The 16659-nt window shown below is 61.2% G+C and carries 20 protein-coding genes, 1 tRNA gene and 1 other RNA gene; 11 read left to right on the top strand and 11 right to left on the bottom strand.

Translation table 11 applies throughout. The annotated features are described in order from the left end of the window. Positions 1-222: 222 nt before the first annotated feature. On the bottom strand, positions 223-753 hold the full coding sequence (locus F550_RS0114130) for a DinB family protein (RefSeq protein ID WP_040500555.1): 531 nt from the start codon (positions 751-753) through the stop codon (positions 223-225). Between the two features lie 197 nt (positions 754-950). Between F550_RS0114130 and F550_RS0114125 the strand changes: the two genes are divergently transcribed. Both F550_RS0114125 and F550_RS17980 read left to right on the top strand, forming a co-directional pair. Then, a complete protein-coding gene (locus F550_RS0114125; RefSeq protein ID WP_018149226.1) occupies positions 951-1361 on the top strand; it encodes a VOC family protein in 411 nt (136 codons plus the stop codon). A 96-nt stretch (positions 1362-1457) separates the two neighbouring features. Next, positions 1458-1856 (top strand): RcnB family protein, encoded by a 399-nt coding sequence (locus F550_RS17980; RefSeq protein ID WP_018149225.1) that lies wholly within the window; start codon positions 1458-1460, stop codon positions 1854-1856. Between the two features lie 71 nt (positions 1857-1927). Here the strand turns inward: F550_RS17980 and F550_RS0114115 are convergent, their stop codons facing one another. Next, entirely contained in the window at positions 1928-2452 is a 525-nt protein-coding gene (locus F550_RS0114115) for a hypothetical protein (RefSeq protein ID WP_018149224.1), read from the bottom strand. 168 nt (positions 2453-2620) lie between these two features. After that, on the bottom strand, positions 2621-3013 hold the full coding sequence (locus F550_RS0114110; RefSeq protein ID WP_018149223.1) for a DUF4168 domain-containing protein: 393 nt from the start codon (positions 3011-3013) through the stop codon (positions 2621-2623). Between the two features lie 207 nt (positions 3014-3220). Here F550_RS0114110 and ssrS point away from each other — a divergent pair. The 4 genes from ssrS to F550_RS0114095 all read left to right on the top strand — a co-directional run bounded on the left by ssrS (position 3221) and on the right by F550_RS0114095 (position 6580). Further along, a non-coding RNA gene (gene ssrS / locus F550_RS18990) (6S RNA) lies at positions 3221-3377 on the top strand. 64 nt (positions 3378-3441) lie between these two features. Continuing rightward, complete coding sequence (locus F550_RS0114105; protein ID WP_018149222.1) at positions 3442-4302, top strand: DMT family transporter; 861 nt, start codon at positions 3442-3444, stop codon at positions 4300-4302. Between the two features lie 36 nt (positions 4303-4338). Further along, positions 4339-5799 (top strand): lipopolysaccharide biosynthesis protein, encoded by a 1461-nt coding sequence (locus F550_RS0114100; protein ID WP_018149221.1) that lies wholly within the window; start codon positions 4339-4341, stop codon positions 5797-5799. A 7-nt stretch (positions 5800-5806) separates the two neighbouring features. After that, positions 5807-6580, top strand: coding sequence for an inner membrane-spanning protein YciB (locus tag F550_RS0114095; protein ID WP_018149220.1), 774 nt, complete (start codon positions 5807-5809; stop codon positions 6578-6580). Here the strand turns inward: F550_RS0114095 and F550_RS0114090 are convergent. Continuing rightward, positions 6570-7106: an NUDIX hydrolase gene (locus tag F550_RS0114090; RefSeq protein ID WP_018149219.1), complete on the bottom strand. Its 537-nt coding sequence runs from the start codon at positions 7104-7106 to the stop codon at positions 6570-6572. The genes F550_RS0114095 and F550_RS0114090 overlap by 11 nt on opposite strands. 111 nt (positions 7107-7217) lie before the next feature. Here F550_RS0114090 and F550_RS0114085 point away from each other — a divergent pair, with 111 nt between their 5' ends. After that, the gene (locus F550_RS0114085; protein WP_018149218.1) at positions 7218-7814 is read left to right on the top strand and encodes a MarR family winged helix-turn-helix transcriptional regulator; all 597 of its coding nucleotides are present in this window, start codon (positions 7218-7220) and stop codon (positions 7812-7814) included. Between the two features lie 4 nt (positions 7815-7818). Here the strand turns inward: F550_RS0114085 and F550_RS0114080 are convergent, their stop codons facing one another. The 5 genes from F550_RS0114080 to ccmA are packed head-to-tail and all read right to left on the bottom strand — an operon-like array spanning position 7819 to position 10506. Continuing rightward, positions 7819-8340: a redoxin family protein gene (locus tag F550_RS0114080; protein ID WP_018149217.1), complete on the bottom strand. Its 522-nt coding sequence runs from the start codon at positions 8338-8340 to the stop codon at positions 7819-7821. Next, entirely contained in the window at positions 8337-8495 is a 159-nt protein-coding gene (locus tag F550_RS19235) for a heme exporter protein CcmD (RefSeq protein ID WP_018149216.1), read from the bottom strand. The genes F550_RS0114080 and F550_RS19235 overlap by 4 nt, the downstream gene beginning before the upstream one ends. A gap of 4 nt (positions 8496-8499) precedes the next feature. After that, the gene (gene ccmC / locus F550_RS0114070; protein WP_018149215.1) at positions 8500-9231 is read right to left on the bottom strand and encodes a heme ABC transporter permease CcmC; all 732 of its coding nucleotides are present in this window, start codon (positions 9229-9231) and stop codon (positions 8500-8502) included. Between the two features lie 22 nt (positions 9232-9253). After that, positions 9254-9916: a heme exporter protein CcmB gene (locus F550_RS0114065; RefSeq protein ID WP_018149214.1), complete on the bottom strand. Its 663-nt coding sequence runs from the start codon at positions 9914-9916 to the stop codon at positions 9254-9256. Continuing rightward, on the bottom strand, positions 9913-10506 hold the full coding sequence (gene ccmA / locus F550_RS0114060) for a heme ABC exporter ATP-binding protein CcmA (protein ID WP_018149213.1): 594 nt from the start codon (positions 10504-10506) through the stop codon (positions 9913-9915). The genes F550_RS0114065 and ccmA overlap by 4 nt, the downstream gene beginning before the upstream one ends. A 117-nt stretch (positions 10507-10623) precedes the next feature. Here ccmA and acnA point away from each other — a divergent pair, with 117 nt between their 5' ends. Then, positions 10624-13395: an aconitate hydratase AcnA gene (gene acnA, locus F550_RS0114055; protein ID WP_018149212.1), complete on the top strand. Its 2772-nt coding sequence runs from the start codon at positions 10624-10626 to the stop codon at positions 13393-13395. Between the two features lie 116 nt (positions 13396-13511). Then, positions 13512-14174, top strand: a complete 663-nt coding sequence (locus tag F550_RS18715) for a DUF1223 domain-containing protein (RefSeq protein ID WP_169332273.1) — start codon at positions 13512-13514, stop codon at positions 14172-14174. 37 nt (positions 14175-14211) lie between these two features. On the opposite strand, the gene phaR is transcribed toward F550_RS18715, so the two are convergent. After that, complete coding sequence (gene phaR / locus F550_RS0114045; RefSeq protein ID WP_018149210.1) at positions 14212-14826, bottom strand: polyhydroxyalkanoate synthesis repressor PhaR; 615 nt, start codon at positions 14824-14826, stop codon at positions 14212-14214. Between the two features lie 175 nt (positions 14827-15001). On the opposite strand from phaR, the gene phbB reads away from it, so the two are divergent. After that, on the top strand, positions 15002-15727 hold the full coding sequence (gene phbB, locus F550_RS0114040) for a beta-ketoacyl-ACP reductase (protein WP_018149209.1): 726 nt from the start codon (positions 15002-15004) through the stop codon (positions 15725-15727). Here phbB and F550_RS18710 read toward each other — a convergent pair. After that, the gene (locus tag F550_RS18710) at positions 15724-16503 is read right to left on the bottom strand and encodes a thermonuclease family protein (RefSeq protein ID WP_018149208.1); all 780 of its coding nucleotides are present in this window, start codon (positions 16501-16503) and stop codon (positions 15724-15726) included. The two genes, phbB and F550_RS18710, sit on opposite strands and share 4 nt — an antisense overlap. A gap of 49 nt (positions 16504-16552) precedes the next feature. Here F550_RS18710 and F550_RS0114030 point away from each other — a divergent pair. After that, positions 16553-16629, top strand: a tRNA-Arg gene (locus F550_RS0114030). Positions 16630-16659 lie beyond the last annotated feature (30 nt).

The following is a 16659-nucleotide window of genomic DNA, read 5'->3' as shown; positions in this document are numbered from 1 at the left end:
TTCCAAGCGTTTTCAATTGGAGATCGATGTCTCGCTCAACCGGCACCAAACCGCTCTCGGAGTCCCGCTCACCCAACATTCGATCGAGGGACTGGTTATGGGTCACGAATAATTTATTTTGAACATCACTATACCCCCTCCCGGATTCGGGAGAGGGGCGGGGGTGAGGGCAGCAACAGCTCAGGCCAGATCAGACGCAGCCTCAAGAACCCACCTCGCAACCTAGCGTCTCTGCCCCTGCCGGAGAAACAGCACATAGCCCATTTCTGATGCGGACTTCATCAACTCCAAATTTGCCCACGCTACCACATCGGCAAACGGCCGGTCTTTGAAGGGCCAGCGCGTTAGCGCCGGGCTTAACAGCTCGTCCTCACCTAGCGTCTTGATAGCTGCGCGCCAGCGCGCCTCAACCGCCTTTGCCTCGCTTCGCACGCCATCCGCCGTGCCCGGCCACGCGATATCGCTCCGTGTCAGTTGCCCCTCGCCAAAACTCTGGTCGAGCACCATGCGCCACCAGAATAGCATGTGCCATGTGATCCAGCCGAGGCTGGCCGGGCCGATCTCATAGGCCTCGCTTTGCGGCCAGTCGGCGCGCCAGGAACCGGACGACTCATCGCGCCAGACATGCAGGCCCATATCGCCGCCCGGCCGCCAGAGGCAGTCTTCCATCGTCAGTGCGTCGAGATGAAGTTCGGCGAAGCGCCAGGCCATATCATGCTGGCGAAGGAGTACGGATTTGATGTCGTGCTGCATGGCAGGCACTCTAGCGGGGCGCGACGAGATCGACAAAAACTGTAGAATTCCCGGAAACGCATATCAGCTTCAAAAAGCACCGCCCAGACACCGCCCGTGCACCGTGGCGACACCGTCGAATTACCCTCAGAGCCGCGAACTTTCCGACTGCAAATTCACAGATTGACCCGGCCCTCGATCCACGCGAATTTCCGCCCATGCATCCTTTCCATCTTGCCTTCCCCGTCCATGACCTTGCCGCCGCGCGGCGCTTCTACGGTGAGCTTCTGGGCTGCCCCGAAGGCCGGTCGAGCGCCGAGTGGATCGACTTTGACTTCTATGGGCATCAGATCGTCGCGCATCTCGCGCCCGATCTCTGCGGCGGGGGGCAGACCAACAAGGTTGATGGCAAGGGTGTACCTGTTCGCCATTTCGGGCTGGTTCTCGACATGGAGAGCTGGCAGGCGCTGTCGCAACGTCTTGAAGGCAACGTGGATTTCCTGATCGAGCCCTATATCCGTTTCAAGGGAGAGCCCGGTGAGCAGGCGACCATGTTCTTTACCGACCCCTCCGGCAACGCGATTGAGATCAAGGCCTTTGCCGACATGTCGCGCCTGTTCGCGAAATAGCTCACCTTAACCGAAGTTAAGGCGGCGGCGCGGAACTGCGCGCTCATCCTGTCCGTTTGAATGCCGTGCAGAACGCATCGAAAGGACATTGGAAGAATGAAAAACCTCATGCGAAACAGCGCCTTCGCGGCTATTGCAACCGCTTTCGCCGCCACAGCCGCCCCGGCTTTTGCCGACCCGCCACACTGCCCGCCAGGACACGCCAAGAAGGGCCTGTGTTCGCCTGCCGGTGACCGGGGTCATTACCGCGACCGCGACCGTGACCGCTGGGATGACCGCCGCGATGAGCAGCGTGCCTATAATGACGGCTATGAAGATGGCCAGCGCGACGCCATCCGGTACAATGGCCGGACCTATCGTGATTACCGCGTAATCCGCGACTATGACCGTTACGGCCTCAGCGCCCCGCGCGATGGCTATTATTATGCCGAAGTCGACGGCGATGTGGTGATGGTCCAGCTCGCCACGCAACTGGTGACGCAGCTACTGAATTAGATGCTCACGCCCGAAACACGAAAGCCCCGGCCCTTGAAAAGCCGGGGCTTTTTGCATTTTCGGGCGGTCTTTTAAGGCGCGCCTTCGGTCTGGACCTTATCTTCGAGCCCCTCACAGGGCGAAGGCTCGGGCATGATGTCCAGCCCGTCGGGCACGGCGCCTTTTTCGCTGAGATACCAGATGGCGCTGCTGCTCTGGCTGTCTCCATCGACCTCTGTTCGTGTGTCGAATGTCACCGCTGCGGTATCGTCCAGAGCGCCATTACTCAGCACGGTGGAGAAGGCCGCGTAATAGCCGGCAGCCTCCTGGTGAATGATGCCAAAATTGCTGCCGCTGACGGCCCCGTCATCCATCACGTTGACCTGCAGGCCCTCGGTGACGTTCTCATCGTCGCGGTAATAGCAATAGGTGCCGGGCATCAGCGGCGGGGCCTCTGCTAGCGGTGACACGATCTCCGGAAGCGGCTGCTGCTCGACCGGCATCTCTCCGCCTGCACCGACGCTATCGCCGCCTGAAGCGGGCATCTCAGGCGGGTCGCTGTCATTGCCGCCGCAGGCCGTTAGCGCAAGAAGACCGGCCACCAGAAGATATCTCATTCTCCACCTCACGAAATGCCTGACGGGTTCAAGCGGCAAGACTTCCACCGGCCGCGCTCAAAGACAAGTGATATCTCAATTCTTCCGGGGGCGGAATTTATGGCGCACAAAAACAAAGCCCCGCCGGGGTGGCAGGGCTTTGAACAGGATTGCTTTGATATCAGCGTTTTAGCTGTTCATTTCTGCGCGCAGCTTGGTCGCAAGCTCCTGATCCATTTGCGCCAGTTGCGCAATCTGGGTGAAGCGCTGAGGCGTCAGGCCTTCATCATTGATCGCGGCGATCATGCTTTCCTGGGCCTCAGCCTGCAGGGCCTGGGCCGCTTCCTGATCGGTTGCTGCTTCGAGCTGAGGCGTAACCTCTGCTGCGATCTCGCCTACCGCGTCATTGGCAGCAACGAATTGTGAGATTTCAGCGTCGGTCACCGGCTCGATCTGCGGCTGTGCCTGGCGGGGCTGAGCCTCTTGCGGGACGCTTTGCTGGGCCACAGCGGCGGTGCCGCCAAACATCATGGCTGCGGCGAGCGCTGCGCCAACGGTCGTGCGAAGTGTCGTGTGAGACATGGGGTGTCTCCTTTCATTGCGGTTCGACGACCAGCCAAACAGATAGAGGCGCCCCCTTCAACCCACAGCGCCGTTAGATGTGCGCATTGTAATATAATCGTTTTTCATGAAATCCGTGTCATGCGGCCGGCTTATCGCTGCACAGCCACGCGCCGCTGCATCTCCCCTGTTCAAAAGGGGGGCGGCGCATTATCTGATAGGGTAGCACAAGGGCTGCGGCGTTCGAGGAAGCCAGCTGTCCGCCGACCTTAAGTTTCGTCAAGGGAGCTGGCGCTGGGACTGGCCGTGGCCTATCCTATCTGGCACCCACCTAGTTAATAGGTCGACGGGACACAAGCGCCGAGACGGCGCCAGCGGTCCTTGTGCGCTTCTTTCCCGCCGCCGCCCAAGCTTGACAAACACGCCGCTCCAGACCGACAGGGCAGGCGATGCCCGCTACTGCCTTTCCCCTTCTTCTCTGCCTGCTTTCGGCTGTGACCGTGGCGCTCGCCAATTTCGCGGTCAAACGCGGCGGCGATGTGCTCAGCGCGCGCATGGTTCTTTCGGTTACATCGGCGCTCTGCGTCCTGCCTTTTGCCTTCTTCGTTCCGTTCCCGGAAGCCGCGCTCTGGCCCGCCATCGCGATGGCGATCGGGGCCCACTGGATCTATCAGTTCTTCATGATCCGCGCGCTGCATCGCGGCGACCTTTCGCTGGTCTTCCCGGTCATGCGTGGCCTCGCTCCGCTCATGACCGCCATCATCGCGGTTTTTGCCCTGAGCGAGATGCCGACGCTTGTGGGCTGGGCGGGGCTAACGCTCGCGACGCTGGCCCTGATCGTCTTCGCGCTTCCTGCCGGCAAGTCGCTGGATCAGGCCTCTCTCGACCGGGTCGCCCTCTTCTGGGCAGGCCTTACCGCGCTTGGCATCGGTCTCTATTCGGTGACCGACGCCTATGGGGTCCGTCTTGCGGAGAACCGGTTCACCTTCATCGTCTGGCTTTTCATGCTGGACTGGATCGCCACGACCGCCGTGACGATGTGGACGCGCCGCGGCCAGCTTTTTCAGAGGCTGAGACCCCAGCTGGTCGGCGGCATGGTTGGCGGGGTGTCGTCCGTCATCTCCTATGGCGCGGCCCTGCTCGCCTTTTCGATGACCGATGCCGCAACGGTTACGGCCATGCGCGAAACCTCTGTCGTCTTCGGGGCGATCCTGGGCGCGGTGTTTCTCAAGGAGGGGTTCGGGCCTCGCCGCATCGTCGCGGCCTGCATCCTGGCGGCTGGGCTTCTCCTGCTTGAGACCGGCCTTTAATCCTCCCTTCGGATATCTCTGCTAGGGGCGGGGGCAATGAAACTTGCCCGTCACCTTGCAGGCTATCTGCCCGCCAATCTGGCAAGCGCCCTTGCCTCATTTGGCGCGGTCTACGTCTTCACGCGCCTCCTCGGGCCAGAAGAATATGGCCGCTATGCGCTGATGGTCTCGGTCATGGCGCTGATCCACACGCTGACGCTGGCACCCGGTGAGGCAGCCGCCTACCGCTATACCGCCAAGGCGCGGGCGGAGGGCCCCGAAGAACTGGCGGTTCACTTCGCCACGGTCCGCGCCCTTCTGCTTCGTTCTCTCCTCTTGGCGGCCATAGCAATGGTCGCGCTTGCAGCGGCGGTTGCGCACATGCCGCGTTACCTCGCCATCCTGCCATGGATCGCTCTCCTCATGCCGGTGGGTACGCTGGTGCAGGCAACGCTCGAAGCACACCGCGCCAGCCAGCAGGTCCAACGCTATGTCCTTGTCTATTCATTCAAACTTCTGGGCGGATTCGTAATCGGCGCACTGATCGCCTGGGCCACTGATGCAGGGGCCGCCGCGCCCTTTATGGGGCTCACCGTTTCCGGCCTCATCGTCGGCGTGCCGCAGCTCATCTGGCTTCAGAAAGCTGCGGGGCGCGCAAGGCCTGAGAAGGTCAAGATCCGCAGCTATTATGCCTATGGCTTGCCCATTGCGGCCGCGCTTTCGCTGGACCTGCTGCTCTCTGTCGCGGACCGGTTCCTTATCTCCGTCTTTCTTGGCGAGGCTGCCGTCGGCGCTTATGCCGCCGGCTATGGCGTCGCCGACAAGACGATCCTGCTTCTCTGCGCCTGGGCCGCCATGGCCGGGGCGCCGCTGGTCCTCGCAGCCTTTGAAGAACAGGGCCCCGATGCCGCAAAAGACGAAGCTAAAAACCTTGTCTCGACCATGCTTCTGATCGGGCTCCCCGCTGCGACCGGCCTCGCGCTGGTGGCAGTGCCGCTATCTCAAGCACTGATTGGCGAGGAACTTCGGGAACAGGCCGCGCTGATCATTCCGTGGATCGCTTTTGCCGGCCTGATGAATGGCCTCCTGATGCATTACTATGCGGAGGCGTTTCAGCTGGCACAGAAGACGGGGGAACAGGCGCTATTGATGCTAATCCCAGCTGGGGTGAACATCGCCGCCAACCTCATCCTGATCCCGCAATTTGGAATTATCGGCGCCGTTGGCGCGACCATTCTCAGCTATTCGATCGGCATTCTGGTCATCGCCGCACGCGGCAGACGCTATATCGCCTTCCCGTTCCCTCTTGTCTCCACGCTCAAAATCGCGGCCGCATCGCTCGCCATGTGGCCGGCCATCGCGCTGATACCGGACTTTGGCAGCTGGCCAGAGCTGATCGCGAAAGCCATTGCCGGTGGTATTGTCTATCTGGCAGCCGCTCTGGTCATTGATGCTGGAGGTGCACGGTCATTCGTGCAAGACAGGCTCCGCGCATCCACAGAGACCCCTGCTTCGTAATGGCTGTATGACCGATAAAAAAGACGACCTTGGCACCGCCGCCAATAAAGCCAACCAGATCTGGGGCGAATTGCTGCCCGTGATGGCCTTTGTGGCAATCTATAATCTGATCCGGCTGCTCGATATCGATATCGAAACGACGATTGGTGGCATGGGGGTCGCCATCAACAGCGATACCGCGCTCTACTGGGCGACAGGTGTGCTGATCATTCTGACGGTCGGTTTCATTGCCCGCCGCCTCCTGACAGGTGGCCGTGTGCCGCTCTTTACGCTGATGAGCGCAGGCATCGTCGGCTCTTTCGGCATCATTGGCATCGTGCTGCAGGACAAGGGCTTCATTTATGCCAAGCCAACCATCCAGCAGCTGATCCTAGCCGCCTTCATCTTTGGCTCGCTCGCCTCTGGCACGAATATCTGGAAAGTGATGTTCAAGACGGTCTTTGACCTGCCTGACCATGCATGGACACAGCTGGCCATTCGCTGGGGCGGCTATTTCGTTTTCATGGCAGCCGCGAATGAGTTCATCTGGCGCTATTTCGTGCCGCCGCTCGAACAGCCGCTCTACATTGCAGGTCTGCTCTGGGCACCCGCTGGCGAGTATGACTTTCTCGGCATCACGTTCGGGGCACGCAGTTTCGAGGATGCCTGGGCGACCTGGTGGAAGCTCGGCACCTGGGTCATCACGCTCGCCTTTGGTGCAGCCAATGTGCCTTATACGATGAAGCATCTTCGCAACAGCGATGACGACAAGCCAGAAGCCGAGCGCGAAGCTAGCGCGTAACCTTGTCGGTCCCGTCCGGGTTTCCGAACGCCACAAAATCAGAGCTGTGCCGGGTTTCGGCATAATGCGTCAGCGCCCAGACGACTGTCGGGAAGGCAAGCTCCGACCACGGGATATCCTTCCAGTCGAAGAGCTGCACTTCGAGGCTTTCAGGGCCGACCGCAAACTCTGACTCCAGCGTCGCCCGGAACATGATCTGCACCTGCCCGATGCGCGGAATGGAATAGGTCGCCAGCATACGGTCAATCTTTATATCGGCGCAGGCCTCCTCGCGTGCTTCGCGCTGGGCCGCTTCCTCAACCGTCTCGCCAAGCTCCATATAGCCCGCAGGCAAGGTCCAGAAGCCCTTTCGCGGCTCAATGGCGCGCTTGCAGAGAAGGATCTGGTCACCCTTCGTCACGACTGAACCTGCCACAATTCTTGGATTGCGATAGTCGACAAAGCCGCAGGTCAGGCATTGCCTGCGCTCACGGTCATCGCCGTCCGGCACGCGAAGTTCGAATTTCTCGTCGATCGTCTGTGTCATTAACCTGTCAACGTGGTGCTTTATTGGAAAACTGCATTGATCCGCACACGGTTTGTTTCCAGATACTGGTTATAGAGCGGGTGCAGCGAAGACTAGCAAGGATAGTTCAAGATGGCCGACGAACAAGACAAGCAGGGCTTCGATCTGTCCACATCGCCCAGTCATCTGCTGCATCGCGCCCAGCAGGCGGCGGTGAACCTCTCGGCTGAAACGCTTTCCCGGCAAGGATTGACCCTTCGCCAGTTTGCTGTCCTCGCCGCCCTCGCCGCGCAGGGGGGACAGAGCCAGTCCAGCCTCGTTGACCGCACCGGGATCGACCGCTCCACCCTGGCTGAAATGGTCCGCCGGATGGAAGCGGCAGGCTATATCGAACGTGTGACCTCGCCAGAGGACGCGCGCGCCAAGGCGGTGTCGCTGCTGCCGAAAGGGCGCGAAGTCTATGACGCGGCCCTGCCCGGCGTCGAAGCCGCTGACAGGGACCTCCTCTCGCTGGTGAGATCCAACCGCCGGGCCGGTTTCATCGTCTCGCTGAGCGCGATTGGCGCCCCGAATGATGAAGCCGAGATCGACGAGACAGTCGCCGAGAGCGCGGTGGATGGCGATAGCAAGGACAAGAAAGACAAGCCTAAAAAGGGCAAGAAGGACAAGGCCGACAAACCGTCCAAGCCCAAGTCCGACAAGAAGAAGAAAAAGAAGAAGAAAAAGTAGGCGTCTAGCCTCCGAGCGCTTCGGCGACCTCTCGGCTGCGCTCCGGGTCCAGCGGACCGCGCACATGCAGGATGATCTGGCCCTCAGGGCTGATCACGAATGTTTCCGGCACGCCTGTCAGCCCGAAATCGAGACCGCCCTGGCCTGACCGGTCGACCCCGATCTCTTCGAATGGATTGCCAAGCTCGGCCAGAAAGCCGCGCGTTGCCTCCGGCGCGTCCTTGTAGGCAAGGCCATAGACCTGGCCTGGAAACTGCCGCGCGAGCTCTGTGATATCGCCATGCTCTGCCCGGCAGGGCGCGCACCAGCTGGCAAAAAGGTTGACCATGACCGGCATGTCACCGGGCGGCGGCGCAAAGCCGATCTCGCTGTCTGGCGCATCGAGTAGCGGAAATGTGCGCGCAGGCGCCTGCCGGTTGGCCTTGGCAACAAAGCTCTCATCGTCTGGCTGCAGCAGCTGATAGGCGCCGAGCACGCCCAGCCCGCCGAGCAGCGCCAACGGTAGAAGGGCCTGCCAGAGCTTCATGATGCCTGCTCCCGTTCAGCCTGCAACCGGTCCAAGCGGCGTTTGGCGATCCGCGCCCGCATCAGCGCAAAGACAGTCAGGCCCACCGGCACGATAAAGCCTATGACATAGATCGCCCAGATATAGGCCGCGTTCTGTTCGAAAACCGGAAGCATGATCTCAGGCCCCCGCCAGCTTGCGCGCGATCAGCACGTCGCCGCGCCGACGCCAGACCTCAGACCGCATCAACATCATGGTCAGGCCAGCGAAGAAGATCATGTGTGCAAGTCCGCCAATCAGGAGCGGCGTCAGATAGACAGGCGGCATGGCCGGGCCATCAAGCCGCAGCACGCTCGCATCCTGATGGATGGACGACCAGATATCGACCGAGAATTTGATGAGCGGCACATTCACCGCCCCGACCATGGCGAGTATCGCGCCTGCCCGCGCCGCTTTCTGGCGCGTCTCCATCGCCGCCCGCAGCGCCATATAGCCAAGAAACAGGAAGAACATGACCAGCACCGACATCATCCGCGCATCATCCCAGAGCCACCAGGTGCCCCATGTCGGCTTGCCCCAGATGCTTCCCGTCGCGAGGCACAGCGCCGTGTAGGCTGCGCCCAGCGGTGCGATGGATTTGGCTGCCATATCAGCGAGCTCGTGTCGCCAGACGAACCAGATCAGGCTGGTCGCGGCGAGGCCCATATAGCTGCCCATGGCGAGCCAGGCGGATGGGACGTGGATGAACATGGCGCGCATGATGTCGCCGCCCTGATAGTCATCCTGCGGCACGATCCAGAGGCCTTGCCAGACGCTCCAGACCATAAGCAAGGCGCCAACAGCCAGACAGGCCGGCGCGAGCCAGCGCGACAGCGCCATGAAACGGTGCGGATTTGCGAACGCCCTGATCATCTCGTCCCCTGTTAAAGGTGTCTCAATCCACCGCCAAGCGCAGCGCCGCAGATGCGGCGAAAGGCGCAACCGCCAGCGCAAACATCGTCGCCGCCGCGAGGAAGAGAAGGCTCGGCCCGCCGGGCCCTTCAATCGTGGCGAGCGCCCCGAAAATCGCGGTCGGCACAAAAAGCGGCAGGGCCAGCAATGAAATCAGCAATCCGCCGCGTGCGACACTGGCCGCCAACGCCCCGGCCACCCCGCCCCATAGGAAGAAGGCCAAACCGCCAAGACCATAGGCCAGCATTGCGGGAATGAGCGCGCCGGGATCGACCTGAAGCGCAATACCAATCGGCGGGGTCAAAAGAACAAGTGGCAAGCCAGAGACAATCCAGTGCGCAAGCATCTTGGCCGCGGCGACCAGAAAGAGCGGCGTTTCCTCCTGCGCCCAGAGCTCCAGCGCGCCATCCTCAAGGTCTGCCTGAAAGACGCGCTCCATGGAAACCAGAGACGCCAGCGCCAGCGCGACCCAGAGAATGCCCGTCCCGATGGCCGAAAGCTGGCTCGCCTCGCTGCCAACAGTAAACGGCACAAGCATGGCCGCGCCTGCAAAGAAGCCGATGGGCAACAGCACGCCTGCCCCGCCCGCCCAGGCTTCGCTGAAGGCCTGGCGAAAGGCCGCGCGGAGCGGAGAGGGCGTCTTCACAGCACCACCTCGCGGCTCGCGTCGAAAGGTGCCTCGCCGTGCAGCGCAGCGATGACACCGCCGCCAGAGGCGCGGTGCTTGCCTATGAGGTCCGTCATCAACTCCCGGCCCTGCCCATCCAGCGCGGTGAAAGGTTCGTCCAATAGCCAGATGGGCCGATCGGCCAGCAAAAGCCGTCCAATTGCAGTGCGTCGCTTCTGTCCTGCCGAAAGCAGCTGGCCCGCCACATCGAAGGGGCGTTCCAGGCCCATCTTCTGCGCGACATCCAGCGCCGCCCTGTCGCTGCCCCAGACCCGCCCCCAATGAGATAGGTGCGCGCGCGGGGTTTCATGCGGCTTGATGCCATTGCGATGGCCGATCCAGTGATGCCGCGCCGCCCTCTCCACCGTGCCCGCATCCGGACGCGACAGTCCGCCCAGCATGCGCAAAAGCGTGGACTTTCCGGTTCCGTTTGCCCCACGCAGGACGATGGCCTCACCGGCTTTCAGCTCCAGCGAGAGGTCGGAAAAGAGGATGCGCTCCCCCCTGATGGCACCCAATCCTTTGGCGCTGACAAGCAACTTGCGAGGCGTGGCTGCGTTTTCTGTCAAGAAGTCTCATCCCCGCGCAATTGCGTCGCCTGCACATCGACTATAAGAGACAGGCAAACACGCGCAGCGCACCGGCGCGCGCCCCGCAGACACATCCAAGAAGAGGTCATTCCCACGATGCCATCCCTCGACAGTTTCAATTCACGCCGCACGCTCGACGTCGACGGCAAGTCATACGTCTATTACTCGATATCGGCCGCAGCCGAAAACGGTCTCGGCGATGTCTCACGCCTGCCCGCCTCGCTCAAGGTGCTGCTGGAGAACATGCTGCGCAATGAAGACGGCAAGACCGTCACCAAAGCAGACATCCTTGCGTTCAAGCAATGGCTCGAGACCAAGGGCGACATGAGCCACGAGATCGCCTATCGCCCGGCCCGCGTCCTGATGCAGGACTTCACCGGCGTGCCGGCCGTTGTCGATCTTGCCGCCATGCGCGATGCAGCTGAGAAGCTCGGCGCCGAAGCCGAGAGCATCAATCCACTGGTGCCTGTCGACCTCGTCATCGACCACTCGGTCATGGTCGACTTTTTCGGCGGCGCTGAGAGCTTCGAGAAGAACGTAAAAGTCGAATATGAGCGCAACCTCGAGCGCTATGAATTCCTGCGCTGGGGCGCAAAGGCCTTCCGCAACTTCCGCGTTGTCCCGCCCGGTACCGGCATCTGCCACCAGGTAAACCTCGAATATCTCGGCCAGACCGTCTGGACCAAGGAAGAAGATGGCGAAACCATCGCCTATTTCGACACCTGCGTCGGCACCGACTCCCACACCACGATGATCAACGGCCTTTCGGTTCTTGGCTGGGGCGTTGGCGGCATCGAGGCAGAGGCGGCCATGCTGGGCCAGCCGGTGTCCATGCTCATCCCGGAAGTCGTCGGCTTCAAGCTGACCGGCAAGCTTGCCGAAGGCGCAACCGCGACCGACCTCGTTCTGACCGTGACCCAGATGCTGCGCAAGCACGGCGTCGTCGGCAAGTTCGTCGAGTTCTACGGCGAAGGCCTTGCAAACCTCACCCTCGAGGACGAAGCCACTATCTCCAACATGGCGCCGGAATACGGCGCGACCTGTGGCTTCTTCCCGGTTGATGAAGAAACAGTCCAGTATCTCTCCGACACGGGCCGCGACCCGGACCGCGTGAAACTGGTCGAAGCCTATGCCAAGGCGCAGGGCTACTGGCGCCCTGACCAGAAAGACCCTGTCTACACCTCGTCGCTTGAGCTTGATCTTGGCAGCGTCGTCCCATCGCTTGCTGGCCCGAAACGCCCGCAGGACCGCGTCCTGCTCACCGAAGCAGACACCGCGTTTCGCGATGCCCTGAATGAGATCCGTGGCGGCGCGAAGGATCCGGATACGACACCGGATTCGCGCGGCGAATCACGCTTCCTCGATGAAGGCGCAACCAACGTCTACACAGAGCCGGAAGCCTATGGCGTCTCCATGCATTCGGTCGAAGGCACCGACTACCACATCCATGATGGCTCGGTCGTCATTGCGGCCATCACCTCCTGTACGAACACTTCCAACCCGTCCGTCATGCTGGCCGCCGGCCTTCTGGCGCGCAACGCGCTTGAAAAAGGCCTGATGCGCAAGCCATGGGTGAAAACCTCGCTCGCGCCGGGCTCAAAGGTCGTCACTGACTATCTGGCCCGCGCTGGCCTGCAGGACGATCTCGATGCGATGGGCTTCAACCTCGTCGGGTATGGTTGCACGACCTGTATCGGCAACTCCGGTCCGCTGCCGCCCGCAATCTCCAAGGCGATCCACGACAACGACCTGGTCGCCGCCTCCGTCCTGTCGGGTAACCGCAACTTTGAAGGCCGGATCAGCCAGGACATCCGCGCCAACTATCTGGCATCGCCGCCACTGGTCGTTGCCTATGCGATCGCAGGGTCGCTTCATGTGAACCTGACGACCGATCCGCTGGGCAAGGACAAGGACGGCAATGACGTCTTCCTGAAAGACATCTGGCCATCGTCGAAGGAAATCGCCGAAGTGATGCGCGCATCCGTGACGCCGGAAATGTTCACTGAGCGTTATGGCGACGTCTTCAAGGGCGACGAGCACTGGCAGAACATCGCTGTCTCTGGCGAAAAAACCTATTCCTGGCCGCCAAAGTCGACCTACGTTCAGAACCCGCCTTACTTCGCAGGCATGACGGTCGATCTCGACAAGGCCGAGGACGTCAAGGATGCCCGCATCCTCGGACTCTTCGCCGACTCGATCACGACCGACCACATCTCGCCAGCTGGCGCGATCAAGCCGTCCAGCCCGGCTGGCCGCTACCTGCAGGAACACGGCGTCGAGATCATGGACTTCAACTCCTACGGCTCGCGCCGCGGTAACCACGAAGTCATGATGCGCGGCACCTTCGCCAACATTCGCATCAAGAACCAGATGGTGCCGGGCGTCGAAGGCGGCGTGACCATCCATCACCCATCGGGCGACCAGATGCCGATCTACGATGCGGCGATGAAGTACAAGGAAGATGACGTCCAACTCGTCGTTTTCGCGGGCAAGGAATACGGCACGGGCTCCTCACGTGACTGGGCAGCCAAGGGCACAATCCTGCTTGGTGTCCAAGCCGTTGTCGCCGAGAGCTTTGAGCGTATTCACCGCTCCAACCTGATCGGCATGGGCGTCCTGCCACTTCAGTTCAAGGACGGCCAGTCCTGGCAGAGCCTTGGCCTTGATGGGTCCGAACAGGTTGCCATCAGCGGCATTGGCGCGATCAATCCGCGTCAGGATCTCGACGTCACGATCACGAAATCCGATGGCTCGACAGAGACGATCTCCACGCTTGTGCGGATCGATACCGAGAATGAACTCGACTATTACCGCAATGGCGGCATTCTCCACTATGTCCTGCGCAATCTCGCGCGCGAAGCTGCTTAACGGCTGGGCCGCGACACCCGCAAACCTTTCAGATGCCGCTCCTTTTGGGGCGGCATCTGTCATTTCACGCCTTAGTGAATTCCAATCTTCGCCGCTTGGCCTTAAGGGCGCACATTATGAAAACGATGTTCTCTCTCCTGCTCTGCGCGCTAGCCATCCTGCCTGCAGCAAAGGCCGATACGCCGGTGCTGATCGAGCTCTTCGCCTCGCAGAACTGCGAGGTCTGCCCGCAGGCCTATGACACGCTCCGGACTGTGAACAAGGAAAGACGGGACGACGTTTTCATCCTGACCTGGGCGGTCGATTACTGGGACTATCTCGGTGACCCTGACCCCTTCGCGACCCCGGCAGCGGTTGAGCGCCAGTCGGCCTATGCCGACCGGTTCGGCCTTCGCGGGCCCTATACGCCGCAATCGGTCTATGACGGCGACAAGGAATGCCCGGCAACCCGCGCGGCGACCGTCAATGCGAACATTCGCGACAGACAGGCCGCGCAGAATGTCTTCGACATTGAGATTACCGCACAGGGACCCGGATCTTTCTCGCTAAGCGGGCACGCGAACCGGCCCGCCAGCGTGCAACTCATCGAATACCTGCCGGAAACCGCCGGGTCGACCGGCATGGTCAACCCGGTCGTCGAGACCACATCGCTCGGCCTCTGGACCGGCGGTCAGGTGACCTATTCCTATCAGTGCGAGACAGCCTGCGCCGTCATCGTGCAGGAACAGGGCTTCGGCAAGGTGCTTGCCGCCTCACCGCTTGGCGTGGCTGCGGGCTAGAAATAACCGGTAGCGTTCGCGGCCCGGCCTGACCTGCTCAGGATTTCGTTGAGAGCGTATCGAGCTGCTGCTGCATGACCTGCATCTGTGCCTTCAGCGCAGCCATGGCCTCATCACGTGCATCATTGCCATTGCCTTCATCGCTGCTCGTCTGCGGCGCACGGCGCTGCTGGGCGGCGGCATCTGCAGCCCGCTGCTGGGTCGCAGCTGGCGCAGCGAACATTTTCATCGTCTGCTCGAACAGCTCCATATTGCGCCGTGTCTGGGTCTCGAAAAACGCCATGGGATGCGTGCCGCCAATGGCCTTTTTCCAGCGGTCCTGACTTTCAGCAAAGCTGTTCATGCTCATGTCCAGCCAGGCCGGAAGCATTTTCTGAGCGCCGCCGCCATAAAAGCCGATGAGCTGGCGAAGGAAGGAGAGCGGCAGCGCGCCATCGCCCTTGTTTTCCTTCTCGAAAATGATCTGCGTCAGGACGGTCCGTGTCAGGTCTTCGCCCGTCTTGGCATCGCGGACCTCGAAATCGACCTCGCGGCGCACAAGTTCGGCCAGATGGTCGAGCGTCACATAGGAAGATGTTGATGTGTCATAAAGCCGCCGGTTGGCGTACTTCTTGATGATGACTGTGTCGCCAGTCGCGTTTGCCTTGGTCATTTCATGCCCTCCAATACGCCCTCGAGAGCGATTCTTATTCGTGATTTGCGCCAACAATGGCATGAAATCGCGAGACTTTCAAAATCATCTGTCCCCCTTATACAGGGCGCAGCTTACAATACGTTGAGCAGACGCAACAAAATTTTTTGCTGCGCACAATGCCTGGAGGGAAGATATGGCAAAAGTCGCACTGGTAACAGGTGGCACGAGAGGAATTGGACGCGCGATCAGCGAGCGGCTGAAAGCCGACGGGTACGCCGTCGCAGCAAACTTTGCTGGCAATGAGGAAGCCGCACGCCAGTGCGAGGCCGACCTCGGCGTCAAATGCTACAAATTCGACGTCGCCAGCTATGAAGACACCGGCGAGGGCCTGAAAAAGATCGAAAGCGATCTCGGGCCTGTCGATGTCGTCGTGAACAATGCCGGCATCACGCGTGACGCCCCGTTTCACAAGATGACGGTCGACCAGTGGAAGGAAGTGATCGACACCGACCTCACCTCCGCGTTCAACGTCACCCGGCAGGTCTGGGACGGCATGCGTGAGCGCAGCTGGGGCCGGATCATCAATATCTCCTCGATCAACGGCCAGAAGGGCCAGTTCGGTCAGGCAAACTATTCGGCTGCCAAGGCAGGCCTAATCGGCTTTACCAAGGCGCTGGCACAGGAAGGTGCCAAGAAGGGCATCACCGTCAACGTCGTCGCCCCCGGCTATATCGACACTGACATGGTGCGCGCGGTGCCGGAAAAGGTGCTCGAAAGCATTATCGGCACCATCCCTGTCGGCCGCCTCGGCAAGGCCGAGGAGATCGCGTCGATGTGCGCCTATCTTTCATCGGAAGAAGCCGCCTTCATCACCGGCGCGACAATGACCGTGAACGGCGCGCAATATATCGCGGGCTAGCCGCCGTCTGGCAGCCGCACGAAATGAAGCGGGTGGACGAGCTCAAGCCGTCCACCCGACACCCAGCCACGAAGCTCTGCCTTCACCCCAGCTTCAGTGTCGCAAAGGATCTCGGCGCTCGTTTCGATATCTATGATGAGCGCCCCGCCTTGCGTCTGACGCGAACATGCAGGCGGGTCGCCATATGTCTCCTCGGGTTGAGACGCCGGTCCAGCCAACTCGGCGAATATGATTAGAAATCCCCGCGTTTCGGGCGTCACAGCGCTTGCACGCAGCGGCAGATACTCAGCCTCTTTCCATAGTCCAATACTTGCCTCGCGAGCCGCAAGCTCGGCTTCCAGTAACGCCTCGCTTCCAGCCGACGTATCCGGATAGACCCTCAGCCGTGCCCCGCCCCGGCGCAGCATTTCCATGTTCAGCCAATAGGCCGGGCCCTTGGCGTCTGCCGTTGCCACATGAGCCAGCGCCCGGTCATAGCGGTCACGCGTCAGGCCTGGATAATAGAGCCGTACCTCTCGCCCCATGACGAGATCTTCCAGCATCCGGGACGAGGCTTCGGCATGCGGCTCCGGGTCATCGTCCCGCCAGTTCATCGCAGGCGCTTCGACCCCGACAAGGCGCACACTCTGACCGGTGTCCAGCACCAACGCGTCACCATCGATAATCCGCACGACCCGTCCGCGCTCTCCAGGCTCCATGTCGCCGAACGGCCCAGACCCGCCGCAGCCGCTGAGCAGCAGACAGGCAATCGCCGCCAGACCCCATTCCTTCCGCATCGCCACCCCTTCTAACCCGGCCTGAAACACGCTATCGCCAATCCGGCGCGACCCCGTAGCTCAGCAGGATAGAGCAACAGATTCCTAATCTGTAGGTCACAGGTTCAAATCCTGTCGGGGTCGCCAGCCTCACAAGGCCTTTCGAACGCTTGAACC

The organism is Henriciella marina DSM 19595 (assembly GCF_000376805.1).
Classification (GTDB): domain Bacteria; phylum Pseudomonadota; class Alphaproteobacteria; order Caulobacterales; family Hyphomonadaceae; genus Henriciella; species Henriciella marina.
This window is presented reverse-complemented; position numbering and strand designations above follow the sequence as displayed.

What these genes read in the sequence shown, in the direction of transcription:
- phbB (WP_018149209.1), top strand. Translation starts at nt 15,002, where the DNA reads ATGGCAAAAGTCGCACTGGTAACAGGTGGCACGAGAGGAATTGGACGC.
- F550_RS17980 (WP_018149225.1), top strand. Translation starts at nt 1,458, where the DNA reads ATGAAAAACCTCATGCGAAACAGCGCCTTCGCGGCTATTGCAACCGCT.
- F550_RS0114090 (WP_018149219.1), bottom strand. Translation starts at nt 7,106, where the DNA reads ATGACACAGACGATCGACGAGAAATTCGAACTTCGCGTGCCGGACGGC.
- F550_RS0114095 (WP_018149220.1), top strand. Translation starts at nt 5,807, where the DNA reads ATGACCGATAAAAAAGACGACCTTGGCACCGCCGCCAATAAAGCCAAC.
- F550_RS0114125 (WP_018149226.1), top strand. Translation starts at nt 951, where the DNA reads ATGCATCCTTTCCATCTTGCCTTCCCCGTCCATGACCTTGCCGCCGCG.
- F550_RS0114100 (WP_018149221.1), top strand. Translation starts at nt 4,339, where the DNA reads ATGAAACTTGCCCGTCACCTTGCAGGCTATCTGCCCGCCAATCTGGCA.
- F550_RS18710 (WP_018149208.1), bottom strand. Translation starts at nt 16,503, where the DNA reads ATGCGGAAGGAATGGGGTCTGGCGGCGATTGCCTGTCTGCTGCTCAGC.
- F550_RS18715 (WP_169332273.1), top strand. Translation starts at nt 13,512, where the DNA reads ATGAAAACGATGTTCTCTCTCCTGCTCTGCGCGCTAGCCATCCTGCCT.
- F550_RS0114130 (WP_040500555.1), bottom strand. Translation starts at nt 753, where the DNA reads ATGCAGCACGACATCAAATCCGTACTCCTTCGCCAGCATGATATGGCC.
- ccmC (WP_018149215.1), bottom strand. Translation starts at nt 9,231, where the DNA reads ATGATCAGGGCGTTCGCAAATCCGCACCGTTTCATGGCGCTGTCGCGC.
- F550_RS0114115 (WP_018149224.1), bottom strand. Translation starts at nt 2,452, where the DNA reads ATGAGATATCTTCTGGTGGCCGGTCTTCTTGCGCTAACGGCCTGCGGC.
- F550_RS0114080 (WP_018149217.1), bottom strand. Translation starts at nt 8,340, where the DNA reads ATGAAGCTCTGGCAGGCCCTTCTACCGTTGGCGCTGCTCGGCGGGCTG.
- F550_RS0114085 (WP_018149218.1), top strand. Translation starts at nt 7,218, where the DNA reads ATGGCCGACGAACAAGACAAGCAGGGCTTCGATCTGTCCACATCGCCC.
- F550_RS19235 (WP_018149216.1), bottom strand. Translation starts at nt 8,495, where the DNA reads ATGCTTCCGGTTTTCGAACAGAACGCGGCCTATATCTGGGCGATCTAT.
- acnA (WP_018149212.1), top strand. Translation starts at nt 10,624, where the DNA reads ATGCCATCCCTCGACAGTTTCAATTCACGCCGCACGCTCGACGTCGAC.
- F550_RS0114105 (WP_018149222.1), top strand. Translation starts at nt 3,442, where the DNA reads ATGCCCGCTACTGCCTTTCCCCTTCTTCTCTGCCTGCTTTCGGCTGTG.
- F550_RS0114110 (WP_018149223.1), bottom strand. Translation starts at nt 3,013, where the DNA reads ATGTCTCACACGACACTTCGCACGACCGTTGGCGCAGCGCTCGCCGCA.
- phaR (WP_018149210.1), bottom strand. Translation starts at nt 14,826, where the DNA reads ATGACCAAGGCAAACGCGACTGGCGACACAGTCATCATCAAGAAGTAC.